At 41.9% G+C, this 16844-nt stretch carries 16 protein-coding genes, 1 tRNA gene and 1 riboswitch; of the genes, 8 read left to right on the top strand and 9 right to left on the bottom strand.

Annotation, left to right across the window (positions count from 1 at the left end; all coding sequences use genetic code 11):
- Positions 1-66: 66 nt before the first annotated feature.
- The gene (locus WMO13_RS09425) at positions 67-564 is read right to left on the bottom strand and encodes a hypothetical protein (protein WP_051396327.1); all 498 of its coding nucleotides are present in this window, start codon (positions 562-564) and stop codon (positions 67-69) included.
- Positions 565-978: 414 nt separating this feature from the next.
- A riboswitch (SAM riboswitch) is annotated at positions 979-1094 on the top strand.
- A 119-nt stretch (positions 1095-1213) separates the two neighbouring features.
- On the opposite strand from WMO13_RS09425, the gene metF reads away from it, so the two are divergent.
- Positions 1214-2095, top strand: coding sequence for a methylenetetrahydrofolate reductase (gene metF, locus WMO13_RS09430; RefSeq protein ID WP_026879525.1), 882 nt, complete (start codon positions 1214-1216; stop codon positions 2093-2095).
- A 90-nt stretch (positions 2096-2185) separates the two neighbouring features.
- On the opposite strand, the gene WMO13_RS09435 is transcribed toward metF, so the two are convergent.
- Positions 2186-3349, bottom strand: a complete 1164-nt coding sequence (locus WMO13_RS09435; protein ID WP_026879526.1) for an alpha-hydroxy acid oxidase — start codon at positions 3347-3349, stop codon at positions 2186-2188.
- 366 nt (positions 3350-3715) lie between these two features.
- Between WMO13_RS09435 and WMO13_RS09440 the strand changes: the two genes are divergently transcribed.
- From WMO13_RS09440 to WMO13_RS09455, 4 genes are all read left to right on the top strand, one after another.
- Positions 3716-4597 carry a MetQ/NlpA family ABC transporter substrate-binding protein gene (locus tag WMO13_RS09440; protein ID WP_051396328.1) on the top strand — a complete coding sequence of 294 codons (882 nt, stop codon included), beginning with the start codon at positions 3716-3718 and terminating at the stop codon, positions 4595-4597.
- Between the two features lie 402 nt (positions 4598-4999).
- The gene (locus WMO13_RS09445; protein WP_084331540.1) at positions 5000-6070 is read left to right on the top strand and encodes an isopenicillin N synthase family dioxygenase; all 1071 of its coding nucleotides are present in this window, start codon (positions 5000-5002) and stop codon (positions 6068-6070) included.
- Positions 6071-6185: 115 nt separating this feature from the next.
- Entirely contained in the window at positions 6186-7040 is an 855-nt protein-coding gene (locus tag WMO13_RS09450; protein WP_051396329.1) for a MetQ/NlpA family ABC transporter substrate-binding protein, read from the top strand.
- A 77-nt stretch (positions 7041-7117) separates the two neighbouring features.
- Positions 7118-8443 (top strand): NAD(P)/FAD-dependent oxidoreductase, encoded by a 1326-nt coding sequence (locus tag WMO13_RS09455; protein WP_026879528.1) that lies wholly within the window; start codon positions 7118-7120, stop codon positions 8441-8443.
- Between the two features lie 70 nt (positions 8444-8513).
- Here WMO13_RS09455 and trhA read toward each other — a convergent pair whose 3' ends face one another.
- Complete coding sequence (trhA, locus tag WMO13_RS09460) at positions 8514-9140, bottom strand: PAQR family membrane homeostasis protein TrhA (protein ID WP_026879529.1); 627 nt, start codon at positions 9138-9140, stop codon at positions 8514-8516.
- Between the two features lie 323 nt (positions 9141-9463).
- On the opposite strand from trhA, the gene WMO13_RS09465 reads away from it, so the two are divergent.
- Together WMO13_RS09465 and WMO13_RS09470 are read left to right on the top strand one after the other, a co-directional pair.
- Positions 9464-10156 carry a DUF1190 domain-containing protein gene (locus tag WMO13_RS09465; RefSeq protein ID WP_026879530.1) on the top strand — a complete coding sequence of 231 codons (693 nt, stop codon included), beginning with the start codon at positions 9464-9466 and terminating at the stop codon, positions 10154-10156.
- 3 nt (positions 10157-10159) lie between these two features.
- A complete protein-coding gene (locus WMO13_RS09470; RefSeq protein ID WP_026879531.1) occupies positions 10160-11323 on the top strand; it encodes a glutathionylspermidine synthase family protein in 1164 nt (387 codons plus the stop codon).
- A gap of 395 nt (positions 11324-11718) precedes the next feature.
- Here the strand turns inward: WMO13_RS09470 and WMO13_RS09475 are convergent, their stop codons facing one another.
- Both WMO13_RS09475 and WMO13_RS09480 read right to left on the bottom strand, forming a co-directional pair.
- On the bottom strand, positions 11719-11961 hold the full coding sequence (locus WMO13_RS09475) for a hypothetical protein (RefSeq protein WP_342386847.1): 243 nt from the start codon (positions 11959-11961) through the stop codon (positions 11719-11721).
- A gap of 384 nt (positions 11962-12345) precedes the next feature.
- Positions 12346-12507 carry a hypothetical protein gene (locus WMO13_RS09480; protein ID WP_342386848.1) on the bottom strand — a complete coding sequence of 54 codons (162 nt, stop codon included), beginning with the start codon at positions 12505-12507 and terminating at the stop codon, positions 12346-12348.
- A 400-nt stretch (positions 12508-12907) separates the two neighbouring features.
- Between WMO13_RS09480 and WMO13_RS09485 the strand changes: the two genes are divergently transcribed.
- Positions 12908-13171, top strand: a complete 264-nt coding sequence (locus WMO13_RS09485) for a hypothetical protein (protein ID WP_026879532.1) — start codon at positions 12908-12910, stop codon at positions 13169-13171.
- 214 nt (positions 13172-13385) lie between these two features.
- Here the strand turns inward: WMO13_RS09485 and WMO13_RS09490 are convergent, their stop codons facing one another.
- The 4 genes from WMO13_RS09490 to pyk all read right to left on the bottom strand — a co-directional run bounded on the left by WMO13_RS09490 (position 13386) and on the right by pyk (position 16664).
- Positions 13386-13973, bottom strand: coding sequence for a sulfite oxidase heme-binding subunit YedZ (locus tag WMO13_RS09490; protein WP_026879533.1), 588 nt, complete (start codon positions 13971-13973; stop codon positions 13386-13388).
- Positions 13973-14887, bottom strand: coding sequence for a protein-methionine-sulfoxide reductase catalytic subunit MsrP (gene msrP / locus WMO13_RS09495; protein WP_026879534.1), 915 nt, complete (start codon positions 14885-14887; stop codon positions 13973-13975). Before msrP ends, WMO13_RS09490 begins: the two co-directional genes overlap by 1 nt.
- A 169-nt stretch (positions 14888-15056) precedes the next feature.
- Positions 15057-15146: transfer RNA gene (locus WMO13_RS09500), tRNA-Ser, on the bottom strand.
- Positions 15147-15233: 87 nt separating this feature from the next.
- On the bottom strand, positions 15234-16664 hold the full coding sequence (gene pyk / locus WMO13_RS09505; RefSeq protein ID WP_026879535.1) for a pyruvate kinase: 1431 nt from the start codon (positions 16662-16664) through the stop codon (positions 15234-15236).
- Positions 16665-16844: the final 180 nt, after the last annotated feature.

The following is a 16844-nucleotide window of genomic DNA, read 5'->3' on the forward strand; positions in this document are numbered from 1 at the left end:
TCATTCTCGGTAGCGTTTAGGATTCATCATTTAATGGTTGGAGCTTGGCCTCAAAGCCATTTATCATTAAGGAATTTTGATATCAGGAATCGCCGGTTTAACAGCTTTATTATCGATAATTAAGGTTGGCTGTAAAGAGGGATTAGATGGGTAACCAGAGCCACCCCACTTCATCACTACTTGCCCTTTACCGGTGCTATAAACAGATAGATCTGACCAACCATTCGAGGTTTGCTCTAATACATAGATCGGTGCGCTTGCAACCGTTGAAGAGGAGGCTAACTTATAATCACCACTCGGTAAGCCTTCATACACTAACATTGTGCAACCGCCTGAACCACACCATTCAGCACCTTCAAGGAGAACAATACTATCTTGAATACCATCATTATTCAGATCCGCATACGCGACTTTATAATCTGTATTGCTATCTTTAGTATAGTTGTGGATTGCTTTTTGTAATTGTGGCGTTGCTTCTAATTTTTCCGGCACTAATGCGGTGGTCGTTTGACAGCCTGCAAGGAATAATCCCGCGAGTGCTACCCCTAATAACTGTTTTTTCATTATGTTACTCCTTATTTGAATTGTGACAAATATGAATGTTTAGCGTCTTGCCATTCAGATTGAATCGTCTGAAAACTACTCTCCTGATAACTTTTGCTTCTCAATTCTGACGATACAATCTTCAAAATTGAGCTTGAACCATTACTTATTTACAACGGATACAATAACGAGTCTTACTACTAATAATGGGGGCTTTTCACTATTTTTCAACTTTTACAAGCCTCATAGAGAGCTCCTTATACAAAAGTCATTGATCCATAATCGCTATCAATTACTCCCCACTCATCTTTACTATATCATTCAAAAACAGATAGAGGGTCAATAATATTTACAATAAAAAATTTGCATTCCCTATCTCTCTTCCTCTATATTGATCAAAGTCTGATATTAATAGAACAACGCAGTTAATATCATATCTTATCAAGAGCGGTGGAGGGAAAGGCCCTATGATGCCCGGCAACCTGATGAAAATTAAGGTGCTAATTCCTTCAGTGGTTGAGCTTTCACGAGTTCCCACTGAAAGATAAGTTGAGTTACTAAGCCAACACTTGATGAGAAAAGAGTGCTGGCTTTTTTTGTGCCAGTAACCCCATAAAAACAGATCGATACTTGATCAACAATAACAACGATAAAAATTAAGAGGTTAGCAATGAGCGCACAATATGTAGAACTTTTAAACCAAAATTTGGCAGAATTACCCAAAGATGTGAATGTCTCTTTTGAATTTTTCCCACCGAATAGTGAACAGATGGTCACCACTTTATGGAACTCCATCGAACGCCTTAAAGTCCTTAAACCACAATTTGTATCAGTGACTTACGGTGCTAATGCCTCCACTCGGGATCGTACTCATAAAGTGATTCAAGATATTGTGACCCAAACGGATCTCACAGCAGTGCCGCATCTCACCTGTATTGATACATCAAAAGAGGAACTCAATGAGATTGCCGATAACTATTGGGACTTGGGGATTCGGCAAATTTTAGCGCTTCGTGGCGATCTACCGAAAGGTGCGGATAATCCCGGCATTTATGCAGATCACCTTGTTTCACTGCTCAAAAAACGTCACGACTTTGATATCTCGGTCGCAGCGTACCCTGAAGTGCATCCTGATGCTAAAAATGCGCAAGCGGACCTTCTACACCTAAAACGCAAAATTGATGCCGGCGCCAATCTCGCTATTAGTCAGTTTTTCTTTGATATTGATGCCTTTTTACGCTTCCGGGATCGTTGTGTCGCTGTCGGCATTGAAGCAGAAATTGTTCCGGGCATTTTACCGGTATCGAACTATGAATCCTTAGTGAAATTCGCAGGTCCTTTAAATGTCAAAATCCCGTCGTGGCTTCATAAACGCTATGAGGGATTAGAGCAAGATCCTGAAACCCGCAACTTAGTAGGCGCAAGTATCGCTATCGATATGGTTCGAGTCTTACGTAATGAGGGCATTAAAGATTTCCATTTCTATACCCTAAACCGATCAGAGCTCACTTATGCCATTTGCCATACGCTCGGCTTAAGACCGCAAGCCTAAAAACAGATTACATACTTGCCGGCGCAGATAGAATGGTCATAAAACCAGACAAATTCCGCGCCCGCAGATGAGCGATTACAGCGCCTTGACCTATTTAAAAGGATCCGGAATCGTAGAGGGCACCAAGATATGGCGGCCCACATTATTCACATCTGTTTCACCACAAAAGGCCATACTGACATCCAATTCATTGCGCATAAGTTCTAATGCTTTCGTCACGCCTTCTTGCCCCATAGCGCCTAAGCCGTAGAGATACGCACGGCCAATCATCCCACCTTTTGCCCCTAAGGCCACCGCTTTGAGCAAGTCTTGACCTGAACGAATACCGCTATCGATAAAGACCTCTGTCGATGTACCTTTAAGCGCTTCCACAATAGAAGGCAATACAGCAATAGATGAGAGCGCGCCATCGAGCTGACGGCCACCGTGATTACTGACAACAATCGCATCAGCGCCGACACTATTGGCTAATTTGGCATCTTCTGCATCTAAAATCCCTTTAAGGATAATTTTCCCGCCCCACGCTTCTTTGATCCAAGCAATATCATCCCAATTAAGAGACGGGTCAAATTGTTGAGATGTCCACGAAGAGAGCGAGCTTGGATCATCAATACCATCTACATAACCCACGATATTGCCAAACTGCCGGCGTTTTGTTTTAAGCATACTCCAGCACCAACGCTGTTTGGTGAGTAGATTAATCCAGTTACGCAAAGTGGGCTTCGGCGGAACTGAGAGACCATTTTTAATATCTTTATGGCGCTGACCAATCATCTGTAGATCAAGGGTAATCACTAATGCATCACAGCCTGCTTCTTTAGCGCGTTCAATGAGGCTACGCATAAATTTACGATCCCGCATCACATAGAGCTGAAACCAGAAAGGTTTATTCACTTCTCGCTTAATATCTTCTAGAGAAGCAATACTCATAGTTGATAAAGTATAGCGAATGCCAAATTCCGCCGCCGCACGCGCTGCTAAAATCTCTCCATCAGGGTGCACCATTCCCACTAAACCGGTGGGCGCAATGGATAATGGCATCGACATCTCAATGCCGAGCATTTCTCGTTTCAGGTTACGATTTTCCATATTGCGTGCCACTTTCTGCACTAACTTGATCTTTTGAAAATCCGATTCATTTGAACGATAAGTCGATTCTGTCCAAGATCCCGAATCGACATAGTCGTAGAACATCTTCGGTACACAGCGTTTAGCTAAAATTCGTAAATCTTCAATATTGGTAATGGTTGTCATAATCTACTAGCTCTAATGAATTGATAAATCGAAATAATGCTTTAAATGATGCTTTAAATAATCCTTTGAATAAATAAACATATTACTATTCGTAAAGAATTCACAGATTTTTACTATACTTCGGAATAATGCGCATGACAATCATTCTATACTTGAATAAGGCCTCTTGTATTCAATGTTAGATTTAAAGAGGATACTGTAACTAGTCATCAAAAATTGTATAAAGACAATCACCCTCTGCAAATCTTCTTCAAAACTTTTTAATTTATCTCTTTCAATTGTTTAACTATTCAAAGATACTTGCTAGAATCCGCCTAAAGCGTATAATTTGAGCAATATTTCACAAAAATTATAAGGGATTATCCTATGTCGAATGCTCAAAGATCTCCTCGACTATTACGTTCGATTTTAGTCATCACAACTGCTTTACTTTTTACAACACAGGTTTATGCAGCAGATACCCGTACACATCAACAAAAAGCAGAAGATGAGGAGAAAACCTGGTTTAAGATCGGTACATCGCCGGGCAATTTAGCTGATATGACGCGCGACATCTTTATTCCGACGTTTGAAGCGCAGGAAGATCCTACGTATCGCCTCGATCTCACAACGGTACTTGATGTAGGAATTGCCAATGTCAGCGTTGAGCAGAAAACGCTCGATTTCAATATTGTGCAACATAAACTTAGCATGGAAAAATTCAATGAGGAACAAGATAGTATTCTCTATCCTTTAGCACAGGTGCCGACTGTACCCTATGGACTCTATCCCGGTAGATTAAAGCGCTTAACCGATATAAAACAAGGTGCAACGATTGCCATTCCTTCTGGACCGATCGATTTTGCACGTGGTTTACGGATGTTAGAAAATCTTGGCTGGATTCAATTGCGCACGGATCTTGTAGATCCTTATTCTGCCGATATCAAAGATATTATCAATAATCCTTATCATATTGAAATTAAAAAAGTTCCCGTCTCTAGCATTGCCTCTAGAGAGCGTATTTATGATTATCGGATCATTACCGGCACCTATGCGTATGATGCGAAAATTCCCCTTTCAGAGATGCTCTATCAAGAGCCTGGTCGTGACTTCATCAATTGGATCGTAATCAACCAAGAGAATCGTGAGAAACCTTGGGTTAAGTTGATGCAGAAAATTGCCGATTCTGCGGAATTTAAAGCCTATAGTTATGAGAAATTCCCAGGATTTCTCTATCCTTCAAGTTGGGAGAAGAACCCAAAGCGGTAAAATTCCTTTCAAAGATGTGCCTATTGAAATCCTAAAGCGCATCACCATTCACAAGAAGTCAAGTCTAACCGCTTGGCTTTTTTTATTGCATAAAATTATGACCTTTTACAATTGTTTACACTCAAATTCGCCATTAAGAGTTGACCTGATACATAAAAATAACATATACATATATGTATTGTTATACATCGTGATAAATAGATATAACGTATGTATGTAGTAATATTTTACCGATAGATTGCCGATTTGATCACAGCTTGCGGGCACAACAGCTAAAGCGTTTATTTTCTCTCCAAAAACAGAGAAAAACTCTCCCTCTTAGATGCTCAATCGGTTTATGGATGTTCAAATCCATCAGAATCTATCTCAGATTTGAAAGGATATTTACCGAAGGAGCCCTATATGTCACAGATTCCCGCTCAATCAACCGCTACAATAACTGCAACAGCGACTGCAACAACGACCGCGGATTTTACGCTGCCTATTCTCGACTTTTCTCTATTCCAAGCGGGTGGCGAAGCCAAACAACGTTTTATTGATGAGTTACGCTATACCGCGCATGAAATTGGATTTTTCTACCTTAAAAATCATGGTATCTCTCAAGATCTCATTAAAGAGGCGCAAGCACTCGGTAAAGCATTCTTTCAATTGCCCATTGAAGAGAAACGCGCCATTCAGATGATCTATTCTCCTCATTTTAGAGGTTATACTTGCCTACACGATGAGATTACGCGGGAACAACCCGATAGCCGAGAGCAGTTTGATTTTATGGCCGAATATGAGGCTATTCCTCTTGAAAAAATTCCAGCAAATCAACCTTGGTTACGCCTTCAAGGCCCAAATCAATGGCCAGAAAGTCTTCCTCGCTTTAAGGCGGTTTTTGAACAATTGCAAGCAGAACAGACAGAATTGGCTAAATCAATGCTCTCTGCTTTTGCACTGGCTTTAGGGCAACCAGAGGATTTCTTCGCCGGAACCTATGCTCATCAGCCTTCAGCGATGAGTAAAGTGATTCATTATCCCGGTGTTGGCGGTATTCAGGGCGTCGGCGCTCACAAGGATTCGGATTTTATTACCTTTGTGCAGCAAGATGAAACGGCCGGCTTAGAAGTCCTTTATCGCGATGAATGGATCGTAGCAGAGCCCATTGAGGGTACTTTTGTGGTCAATATTGGCGAGCTATTAGAAGTCGCCACACAAGGCTATCTCAAAGCGACACTACATCGAGTGGCCCCTACACCGGTGGGTCGATCACGCTTCTCCATTGCTTACTTCCTCACCTCGCAACTCGATGCCACCGTTCCGCTAGTGACCTTGCCCGAAGCGCTGCAAGGAAAGGCTTTCTCTGTCACGCAAGACCCAAAAAATCCGCTCTTTACTGAAGTCGGCAAGAACTTTCTGAAAGGTCGTTTACGCTCGCATCCTGATGTTGCAAAACATTTCTATCAAGATATTCGTATTGAAGAGATTTAATATAAAACAGCAATATTTTTTGATTTCAACCCCCAATTATTGGGCCTATTTTAGCAATACAATAAATAAATTTATGATTTACGCAGCACTTCATATAGTTAAAGAGATTAATATTATGATTACTTTAAAAAAAACAGCTTATTACCTACTCATTGTACTAATGACCATTTCCACTTTTTTTATAACACCTGTGCATGCACAGTCCACTTCAGCCCTCAATGAAGATGAGGAGAAAACCGAGTTAAAAGTAGGTACTTCCTCTGGAGACTTCGGCGATCTTGTTCGCGAATTTTTAATTCCAGCAATGAAGGAGATGGGCTATCGACTTGATCTAACAGAAATCAACGATATTGTGATTCCCAACATCAGTGTTGATGAAGGCGCGTTGGATTTTAATATTTTCCAACACAAACCTTATATGGATGAATATAACGCCAATAATAGCGGCAATCTTTACACCTTGGTACAAGTTCCTACGGCACCTTACGGTATTTATGCAGGAAAATCGAAAGCCTTAACGGATATTCATAGCGGTGCCACTATTGCTATTCCTTCGAATGTTACAAACTATTCTCGTGGTTTATGGATATTAGAGGCTTTAGGCTGGATCAAACTCCGTAAAGATGCTGATCGGTTTGCGCTCCGTAAAACAGATATTCTTGAAAATCCCTATCATCTTAATATTAAAGAAGTGGATGCGGCACAAATCCCAAGAGTTCGACAAGATGTTGATTTCGCTATCATTAATGGTAATTTTGCCCACGAAGCGGGCATCCCCTTTACCCAAGCCCTTTTCATTGAACCGAGTAAGTATTTTGTAAACTGGGTGGTAATCAATGAGAAAAATAGAGGTACAAAGTGGGCAAAGGTTCTCGAAGAGACTCTTAACTCTACTGAATTTAAAACATTTACTGCAGAACGTTTCCCTGGCTACAATCTTCCCTTATCATGGGAAGAAGACCCCAAATAATTTATCATTTCTCTGAGAGATTAATGCTTCTACAAGTATTAATCTCTCTCACGTATATACTTTAATCGTTATTATTTATGAAGAAAAAGATCTACAAAACGCCCTCATTAGATGGAGAAAATGGTTGGTTTGAAACCACCACCAATCGTCACATAATCTTATCCGAGCCACTCAAAGGCAATTATCAATTCGATATTGTTATTATCGGAGCTGGGTTTACTGGTATCTCAACTGCCATACGCTTAGCAGAGATCGACCCTTCACTCTCAATAGCATTAGTCGATGCTCTAAGAATTGGGCAAGGGACGTCAGGGAGAAATGCAGGTTTTCTCTCCGATATTCCTCACCATTTTGATTTTAATAAATTTTCTATTGATGAAGTCGAGCAATCAACTCAATTAAGCCAATTTGCACTTGATCGTTTACGATTTTACAAAGATCAATTGAATATCCCTACGTGGGATGATGCGGGTAAATACCTCTCTGCACGAGAAGAAAATAGCGTTAAAGAACTTCAAAATTTCGTGCAATCGCTTGAAAAAGCAAATATTGAGTACGAATGGGTAGAAGGCGATGCCCTTACCCAACGATTTGGCACAGATTACTACCGGGCTTCTGTCTATACAAAAGGCAATGTTTTAGCAAATCCAGCCACACTGATCCGAGGTGTAAGCCAAGCCTTACCCGAATCAATTACTCTCTTTGAAAACAGCCCTGTTGTTGGTATTGATTTCGCCGAAAAAACTCAAAAAGTCCATTTTGTTGGCGGACAAATTCACACCTCAAAAGTTGTCTTAACAACAAATGGTTACCTCAATGCCTTTGGTATTGCCGGCAATAAAACATTACCTGTTTTTACGTATGCAAGCTTAACCGCGCCACTTTCTGACACCATTTATCATGAGTACTTTAATGGTATAAAACCTTGGGGCACGACACCCGCGCATTATGCTGGAACAACCGTTCGACTCACCCATGACCGGCGCATCTTTATTCGTAACAGCTTCGATTATTGCCCTTCGTTGCAAGCAAGTGGACCACATCGAGAAACTGCCTGGCAAATACACAACCAGTCATTTGTAGCCCGATTCCCATTTCTAAAAGAGATGAATTTTCAATACACATGGGGCGGACTAATTTCTCTCACGCGTAATCAAAACCCACAATTTGAATCCCCACGAAAAAATGTATTTGTCATTGCAGGTTGTAATGGTTCTGGCGTCGTAAAAGGTACCTACCTTGGCTATTACATGGCCGATTACATTTTAGGAATTGATAGTGAAAATCTTCGCTTTATTCTCAAAAGCTCTAAACCAAACTGGATTCCTCGCGGCCCCATTCGTTCAGTTGTCACAAAATATCGAATTCCTCATGACACGAATGCAGCAAAAGGAGATGTTTAACATCTCATTCATTCGAACTACTCCCTTTAAGATCAGAGGGAGTCAAGAAATATTCCCATTAAACATCCTTTTAATGTACATAAAACAGAATACTAAAGTATTGACAGATACTACCGCCAAGGACAAAAAGATGCCAAATGCCATGGGCATGCTTCATTCGTTCATCAAGAAGAAAGAAGATCACACCTAATGTATAGATAATCCCACCGAGTATTAACCAAAAAATACCGGCATTAGAGAGTTCGATTGAAAGCGGTTTGGCGGCAATCACAATGAGCCAACCCATCACAAGATAGATAATCATCGATAAAATCTGCGTGCGCCGGCCAATCCAAATCTCTTGGAGTATCCCAATCGCACAGAGCCCCCAAGAGACACCAAAGAGCGACCAACCCCAAGGACCGCGTAAGGTTACTAGGGTATAAGGGGTATAACTCGCCGCAATCAATAGGTAGATCGCACAATGATCTAATACTTGAAATATCGCCTTTGCCCGCCCTTGATTTAAGAGATGATAGATTGTCGAAGTCAGATAGAGTAATACTAAAGCTGAACCATAAATCGAGGCACTGACAATTTTCCAAGCATCATCATATAGACTCGAATAGACAATTAAAAATACCATCCCTCCGATCGCTAATAGCGTCCCGAAAAGATGGGTATAAGTATTAAAACGCTCCCCTTTTTGTAGCATCATCGCCTCCTATGAGCTTGTTACAACTCAATATTATCATTCAATCAAAAGATTGGGTATTTCAAATAAGATCGCTAAGATTGCCAATCATCCAATATCACTTTTACCTATTAGAATCTTATTGATTGTAGTGGATGACTCAATTTTCAAATTCTTTTTCTCTTGACTGCCCCATTACTCATTTAATTATCCATCGATTTTTTGATTTAACATATTTGTTTATTTCAATATTTTCCGCTGAAATTCAGCCTCAATACTGGCAAATCTTGTATAATCAGGTGATACATTATATGGTAAATCAAACCTATTGATCATGGAGTTCTAGAATGCGTAAACGTACGACCACTATTAATCTTGATAAATTTCGTAAAAAGCCCAAATCATTGCGCTTAAAGCCTTTAGCGGCAATCGTCGCTACGGCCTTTATTGTGGCAGCCTGTAATAATAGCGATGCGCAAACCGAAGAAGTGTCAATGTATCGCAATGTTGAAGAGTGCGTGCGCTACAATCCTGATGATAAGGCACTATGTGAAACCACTTTTGCAAAAGCACAACAGGAAGCTTTAGAAACCGCGCCTCGTTTTACCTCAAGAGAGGATTGCGTTGCGGAATTTGGTGAAAATAACTGCCAAATTGCACCGGTCAATCCTGAAAATGCCACTGCACAACAATCAAGCGGTAGTATCTGGATGCCATTAATGGCGGGGTTCCTCTTTGGTCGAATGATGAGTGGCTTTGGAGCCCACAAACCGCTCTATGCACCACAAGCAGGCGCTGGTAAAGGTAATCTTTATGATGCAAGCGGTAAAAACTTCGGTAATGTCACGCCGGGCAGTAAAGTGAAGGTTAATCAAAATGACCTTAAACCGGGTAAACCTGGACAAACCCTGCGCCGAGGTGGATTTGGGCAGATGGTGTCTAAACAGAATATGGCAGCTTCTTCAGCAAAATCGACGACAAATAGCAGATCCTCAAGTGCTTCTAGCAATAGTCGCCGTAGCTTCTCTTCAGGTGGTTAATCGATGAAACGCGTTGCGATTGAAGAGCGCCCACATTGGCAAGCGCAAGCCGAAGAGTATGGTTTTAATTTTCATACGATGTATGGTGAGCGCTATTGGTGCGAAGATTATTACTATCAATTTGGTCTTAAAGAGATCGAACTGATTGAAGAGGCCACAGAAGAGTTACATCAAATGGCACTGGCTGCCGTTGATCGTGTTGTGAAAAGTGAGCGGTTGTTAGAGCAATTTCAAATTCCCCCACAAAGCTGGCGCTATATTCGCGAATCTTGGGAACAAGGCGCACCGTCACTCTATGGCCGATTTGATTTTGCCTACGATGGCGCCGGCAATCTCAAAATGTTGGAATATAATGCGGATACCCCAACATCACTCTATGAGAGCGCTTTTTTTCAATGGCTCTGGCTAGAAGATCAGATTGAAGCGAAAAAACTGCCGATGGTTGCGGATCAGTTTAATAGCATTCAAGAAAAACTGATCTCCCGCTTTGGCGATTTACGGGCTTACCATAATGTAACAAAGCTCTTCTTTAGCTGCTGCGAAGATTCGGAAGAGGATCGTGGAACCGTTGAATATCTGAAGGATTGCGCGATTGAAGCAGGCCTTGAGACAGAATTTCTCTATATCGAAGAGATTGGCATTAATAGCGAACTTGAATATACCGATCTTCAAGATGAAGTGATTCAAGCGATCTTCAAACTCTATCCTTGGGAATTTATGCTTGGGGAAGATTTTGCGAATTATCTCGATATGAATCGCACCCTGTGGCTTGAACCTGCGTGGAAAGCGATTTTGTCGAATAAAGCCTTATTGCCACTATTATGGGAGATGTTCCCGAATCACCATTATCTATTGCCGGCCTATTTTGCGAATGATCCTAAGGCTAAAACCTTAACGAACTATGTGAAAAAACCCCTCTTCTCACGAGAAGGGGCGAATGTAGAGATTGTAGAAAATGGTGAAATCCTTGAAAGTGCTGATGGCCCTTATGGCGTAGAAGGCTCTATTATCCAAGAATATGTGAAACTGCCGGTGTTCGATGGGAGCCACGTGGTACTCGGTAGCTGGATTGTCGGCGATAGCGCTTGTGGGCTCTCCGTTCGCGAAGATCATTCCCGCATTACGCAAGATCTTTCCCGCTTCTATCCTCACGTGATTTTGAGTTAGGAAGTAGAATGGTTGGAATAGAATTAATAGGGCTCTAGGCTTTAAATTAATTGAAGATAACAGGAAGATCCGTTACACCGCCGGGGCGAATGATCTTGTTCTTCCGGCAATCCCGCGCCGGCAGTTCTGGCGCTTTCGCGCTGTGAAATATCTTGAATGCCGGGAAGTTGTTTGAGAAGTTAAGTGTCGGGAAGTATCTTGAAGGCTGGATAATTGTTTGAGAAGTTAAGTGCCGGGATCTGGTTCATTGCCGAGAGATTGAGAATCACTCTCACGCGGGCGCTCGGTTGCTCTGGTTGCGCGATTATTCCCTCCCGCCGGGAATGAGCTTTTAATGAGAATAAAAAATTTCTAAAAGTTTTCCCACATCTCAAAAGTGGGTGCTATCTTTATGGTTATAGATGTTTCATAAGAGGATTAACCGCCTCGCCGGAGAGAATGACCTTGTTCTTCCGGCAATCCCGCGCCGGCAGTTCTGGCGCTTTCGCGCTGTGAAATATCTTGAATGCCGGGAAGTTGTTTGAGAAGTTAAGTGTCGGGATCTGGTTCATTGCCGAGAGATTGAGAATCACTCTCGCGCGGGCGCTCGGTTGCTCTGGTTGCGCGATTATTCCCTCCCGCCGTGCATCGGTTTTCATTAGAATAAAAAATTTCTAAAAGTTTTCCCACATCTCAAAAGTGGCTACTATCTTTATGGTTATAGATGTTTCATAAGAGGATTTGCCCCATCGCCGGAGCGAATGATCTTGTTCTTTTAGCAATCCCGCGCCGGCAGTTGAGGCGCTTTCGCGCTGTGAAGTATCTTGAAGGCTGGATAATTGTTTGAGAAGTTAAGTGTCGGGATCTGGTTCATTGCCGAGAGATTGAGAATCACTCTCACGCGGGCGCTCGGTTGCTCTGGACTTGCAAACATTCCCTCCCGCCGTCATCGACTTTGATTAGGATGGAAAAAATTTCTAATCTTTTTCCCACATCTCAAAAGTGGGTGCTATCTTTATGGTTATAAATGTTCCATAAGAAGATTAACCGCATCGCCGGAGCGAATGACCTCGTTCTTCCATCAATCTCGCGCCGGCAATTGTGGTGCTTTCGCGCCCAGGAATCTCTTGAATGCCGGGATCAATCCATTGCCGAGAGATTGAGAATCGCTCATCAGCGGGCGCTCGGTTGCTCTGGACTTGCAAGCATTCCCTCCCGCCGGGAATGAGCTTTTAATGAGAATAAAAAATTTCTAAAAGTTTTCCCACATCTCAAAAGTGGGTGCTATCTTTATGGTTATAGATGTTTCATAAGAAGATTTACCGCCTCGCCGGAGCGAATGATCTCGTTCTTTCATCAATCCCGCGCCGGCAGTTGAGGTGCTTTCGCGCCGGGGAATCTCTTGAATGCTGGGAAGTTGTTTGAGAAGTTAAGTGCCGGGATCTGATTCATTGCTGAGAGATTGAGAATCACTCTCACGCGGGCGCGCGGTTACTCTGGACTTGCAAACATTCCCTCCCGCCGGGGATGAACTTTTAATGAGAATAAAAAATTTCTAAAAGTTTTCCCACATCTCAAAAGTGGGTGCTATCTTTATGGTTATAGATGTTTCATAAGAAGATTAACCGCATCGCCGGAACGAATGATCCCGTTCTTCCGGTAATCCCGCGCCGGCAGGTTTGGCATCTTAAATGCCGGGATCAATCCATTGCCGAGAGATTAAGAATCGCTCACTTGCGGGCGCGCGGTTACTCTGGACTTGCAAACATTCCCTCCCGCCGTGAGTCTGCTTTATTCAGAATCACTAAGAAAATTAATCTCATCGCCGGAGCGAATGATCTCGTTCCTTTATCGATCGTGGGCCGGTAGGTTTGGTATCTTGAGTGTGAGCATAGTTTGATGTTATATAGTGAGATCGGTTCAAAATAAGCTTATTAAAATACCGGCGCATCAGTTGATAGAGGCAAGGAAACCGTTCTATCCGGCATCATGCAAGTGTTGTTTAAAAGCCATTTTTCTTAAACCAGATTTACTATATTATATAGAGTCGCCGAGAGCATCAAACCCAACGGCTGTAAAGCATCTAGCGTTGCTGTTTTTTCACTTTTCGATAGATATGATAACCCCATAATAATAGCAGTATAAAACCATAAATCAGAGGCTCTACCTGCTTGAGTTTTAAAGAGAGGTAATAATGAATGATGATTAGAGCAGCAATAAGATAGACCATATTATGGATACGTTTCCAATACTTTTTTAAACGCCTCATCGCCGCTTTGAAAGAGGTCATCGCAAGAATGAAGAGTCCAAGCCATGCAATTGCACCAATTTGCAAGTAGCGCCGCTCGAGGATTTCGCTAATAAAGAGGGTGAGATCTAAGCTCAACTCAAAGACAAAATAACTCATCACATGAGCGCAGGCCCAAAAGAATGAAGCCAGCCCCAATAATCGCTTTACTCGATTGAATAAACTCCATTTAAAAAGATAGACTAAGGGAGACAAGATTAAGGTGATCAAGAGCACTCTTAATGCAATTTGCCCCGTAAAATGTTGAATATCTTTCGCGGGATCCGCGCTTAACGCCCCATTTAAAAGTTTAAAAATCAGCCAAAGTAAGGGGAGAATAACACCTATCCAGCAAGCGATTTTTAAAATAAGCAGCCGATTCATCAGTAATTCTTTTTAAGATCCATCCCTGTATATAAGCTCGCAACCTCAGAATACCCATTAAATAATTCTGTATTACGCCGCTTTGCACCAAATAGCCCCTCTGTTCCAATAATTCTCTCACTTGCTTGAGACCATCTTGGATGACTAACATTGGGATTCACATTCGCATAAAAACCATACTCATGAGGTGCACTCATATTCCAAGTTGTTCTCGGTTGATGCTTAGTTAATGTAATCTTAACAATAGACTTAATGCTCTTAAATCCATATTTCCAGGGCACCACTAATCTTAAAGGTGCGCCATTTTGAGGGAGCAGTTTTTTCCCATAGAGCCCCATACTCATAAACGTTAATGGATGCATCGCTTCCTCGATCGTCAAACCTTCAACATAAGGAAAGCTAAAGCCACCAAAAGAGCCGCCCCCTTGATTTGGGAATTGTGCCGGATCATAAAGTGTTTCAAAGGCCACATAACGCGCTTCGCTCGTGGGATCGGCTAATTTCAACAACGCACTTAAAGGGAAACCTAACCAAGGAATCACCATCGACCACGCTTCTACACAACGAAAACGATAAATGCGCTCTTCTTGTGCAATTTTATTAAGATCATCTAGGTCAAGTGTTATCGGCGCATTAACCTCTCCATCGATCACAACTTGCCAAGGGTCTGATTTAAAGCGATTTTGATATCTCGCAGGATCTGATTTATCCCAGCCAAATTCGTAAAAATTATTATACCCTGTAATTTTATTTTCCGGTGTAAGCTCATCCGATAATGATTCAGCTTTCACTGGAACTTGTGAGAGTAGAAGAGATGCCCCGACAAATCCAAGCCCTTTTAAAATATTTCGGCGATCTTTAAATATCTCTTCGCTAGTTACATCTTTTTCTTTTAAGCCTGTTTGAAATTTCATGCAACTCTCTCATTAAGTAATTTATATTATTGTGTAAAAATTATACTCGGATATATGACCTATATCTATCTTTTATTCTTAAGGATGCCCAAATAGATACCACTCTATACCACTCTAAATTCCAGGCAAGAAAAAAGCCCTGTAAAAACAGGGCTTTATCTCACTAATATGGCGGAGGCGGTGGGATTCGAACTCACGAACGGTTTAACCCGTTGCCGGTTTTCAAGACCGGTGCCTTCAACCACTCGGCCACGCCTCCATGTAAGAAGTGTTATTATAGAGAAAAAATCCTTGTCTGCAACTCTTTTTTCGCTATTTTCTTACTTTGATCGCAATTTAGTCAATTTTAGTCAATTGTTACGATTCTAAGGCAGTTGGTACCACCTTGTTGGAAGTTAAATGAACCAAAGGTTACGAGAATACGGTCGCCGGTTTCCACAGCATCGTGATCTTTTAACACCTTCACTACTTGACGGACAATCTCATCATCAGGTGATGGTTTAAAATCGTAAAGAATTGGCTGCACACCTTGGCAGATTGTCAGGCGACCGCAAGTTGCTTCATTACGGGTAATCCCATAAATTGGCAATTGTGAGGTCACACGGCTCATTAAGAGCGCTGTCGTCCCTGTTTCTGTTAAGCAAGCTACTGCTTTAATATCAAAGTGGTTTGCAAGCACAATCGATGACATTGCAATCGCTTCATCAGTCCGCTCGAATTTGAAAGGCTCCTCGCGAAGTGAATACCCCTCATCCGAATAATCAATTTCACTCTCAGCACCTTGACAGATTGCTGACATTGCCTGAACCGTTTTTTCAGGATATTTACCCACTGCTGTTTCTGCTGAAAGCATTACGGCATCGGTGCCATCTAATACTGAGTTCGCCACATCCATCACTTCCGCACGAGTTGGTGATTGATGTTCGATCATTGATTCCATCATCTGTGTTGCAGTAATAACCGCTTTATCAAGTTGACGCGCCCGTTTAATAAAGCGTTTTTGTACGCCCACCAATTTTGCATCGCCAATCTCAACGCCAAGATCGCCACGGGCAATCATAATCGCATCTGAGGCTTCGATAATTTCATCGATATTATCCAATGCTTCTGTACGCTCAATTTTCGCCACAATCCCGGCATTTGAACCGGCTTTGACGAGAAGCTCACGCGCTTCTTCAATATCAGCAGCGGTTTTAGGGAAAGAGACGGCGATAAAATCGGTATTAAAGTTAGCAGCACAGATCAGATCTTCTTTATCTTTATCCGTTAAAGCCGCGGCCGATAAACCGCCCCCTTTAAGATTAAGACCTTTACGGTTAGATAATGGGCCTGCGGTAATCACTTTAGTTTGAATTTCAGTTTCAGTGACCCCGGTCACCTCAACCACGATATTCCCATCATCAAGCAGCAGGATATCGCCAATTTTCACATCATTTACAAGCTCTTTATAGGCAATGCCAACGCGCTCTTTAGTGCCGGCATCTTCATCAAGATTACTATCGAGAACAAAAGTTTGTCCCTCTTCTAATTCTACTTTTCCATCGATAAAGTTTTCGATACGAATTTTAGGACCTTGCAGATCAGAGAGAATCCCCACTCTAACACCTAGCTTATTAGCAACCTCTCTCACTGCGGCGGCCCGTGCTTCATGCTCTGAATGCTCTCCATGAGAGAAGTTTAGACGGACGATATTCACGCCAGCTTTGATGATCCCCTCTAAAACTCCGGGTCTATCAGTTGCAGGACCTAATGTTGCTACAATTTTAGTACGACGCATCTTGTATCTCCTCTGTTGCTCTAAAAAAATTTCAATCAGCTATTGAAAGATCATATAAGTTTAAAGTATAGCGCTAATTTATATTCTTAGCTTAACAAATCAGGATAAAACCGTCACAATATCCTTGTTTCCGTTATAATTGATCAAATAAATTATGATAAAACACTTTGAATGTCCTTT

The sequence above is a fragment of the Ignatzschineria larvae DSM 13226 genome, assembly GCF_038500265.1.
GTDB lineage: Bacteria > Pseudomonadota > Gammaproteobacteria > Cardiobacteriales > Wohlfahrtiimonadaceae > Ignatzschineria > Ignatzschineria larvae.

Coding starts and splice junctions, on each gene's coding strand:
- msrP (WP_026879534.1), bottom strand. CDS start 14,887: ATGAAATTTCAAACAGGCTTAAAAGAAAAAGATGTAACTAGCGAAGAG.
- pyk (WP_026879535.1), bottom strand. CDS start 16,664: ATGCGTCGTACTAAAATTGTAGCAACATTAGGTCCTGCAACTGATAGA.
- WMO13_RS09455 (WP_026879528.1), top strand. CDS start 7,118: ATGAAGAAAAAGATCTACAAAACGCCCTCATTAGATGGAGAAAATGGT.
- WMO13_RS09490 (WP_026879533.1), bottom strand. CDS start 13,973: ATGAATCGGCTGCTTATTTTAAAAATCGCTTGCTGGATAGGTGTTATT.
- WMO13_RS09445 (WP_084331540.1), top strand. CDS start 5,000: ATGTCACAGATTCCCGCTCAATCAACCGCTACAATAACTGCAACAGCG.
- WMO13_RS09475 (WP_342386847.1), bottom strand. CDS start 11,961: ATGAAAACCGATGCACGGCGGGAGGGAATAATCGCGCAACCAGAGCAA.
- WMO13_RS09485 (WP_026879532.1), top strand. CDS start 12,908: ATGTTTCATAAGAAGATTAACCGCATCGCCGGAACGAATGATCCCGTT.
- WMO13_RS09470 (WP_026879531.1), top strand. CDS start 10,160: ATGAAACGCGTTGCGATTGAAGAGCGCCCACATTGGCAAGCGCAAGCC.
- WMO13_RS09440 (WP_051396328.1), top strand. CDS start 3,716: ATGTCGAATGCTCAAAGATCTCCTCGACTATTACGTTCGATTTTAGTC.
- WMO13_RS09435 (WP_026879526.1), bottom strand. CDS start 3,349: ATGACAACCATTACCAATATTGAAGATTTACGAATTTTAGCTAAACGC.
- WMO13_RS09425 (WP_051396327.1), bottom strand. CDS start 564: ATGAAAAAACAGTTATTAGGGGTAGCACTCGCGGGATTATTCCTTGCA.
- metF (WP_026879525.1), top strand. CDS start 1,214: ATGAGCGCACAATATGTAGAACTTTTAAACCAAAATTTGGCAGAATTA.
- trhA (WP_026879529.1), bottom strand. CDS start 9,140: ATGATGCTACAAAAAGGGGAGCGTTTTAATACTTATACCCATCTTTTC.
- WMO13_RS09465 (WP_026879530.1), top strand. CDS start 9,464: ATGCGTAAACGTACGACCACTATTAATCTTGATAAATTTCGTAAAAAG.
- WMO13_RS09450 (WP_051396329.1), top strand. CDS start 6,186: ATGATTACTTTAAAAAAAACAGCTTATTACCTACTCATTGTACTAATG.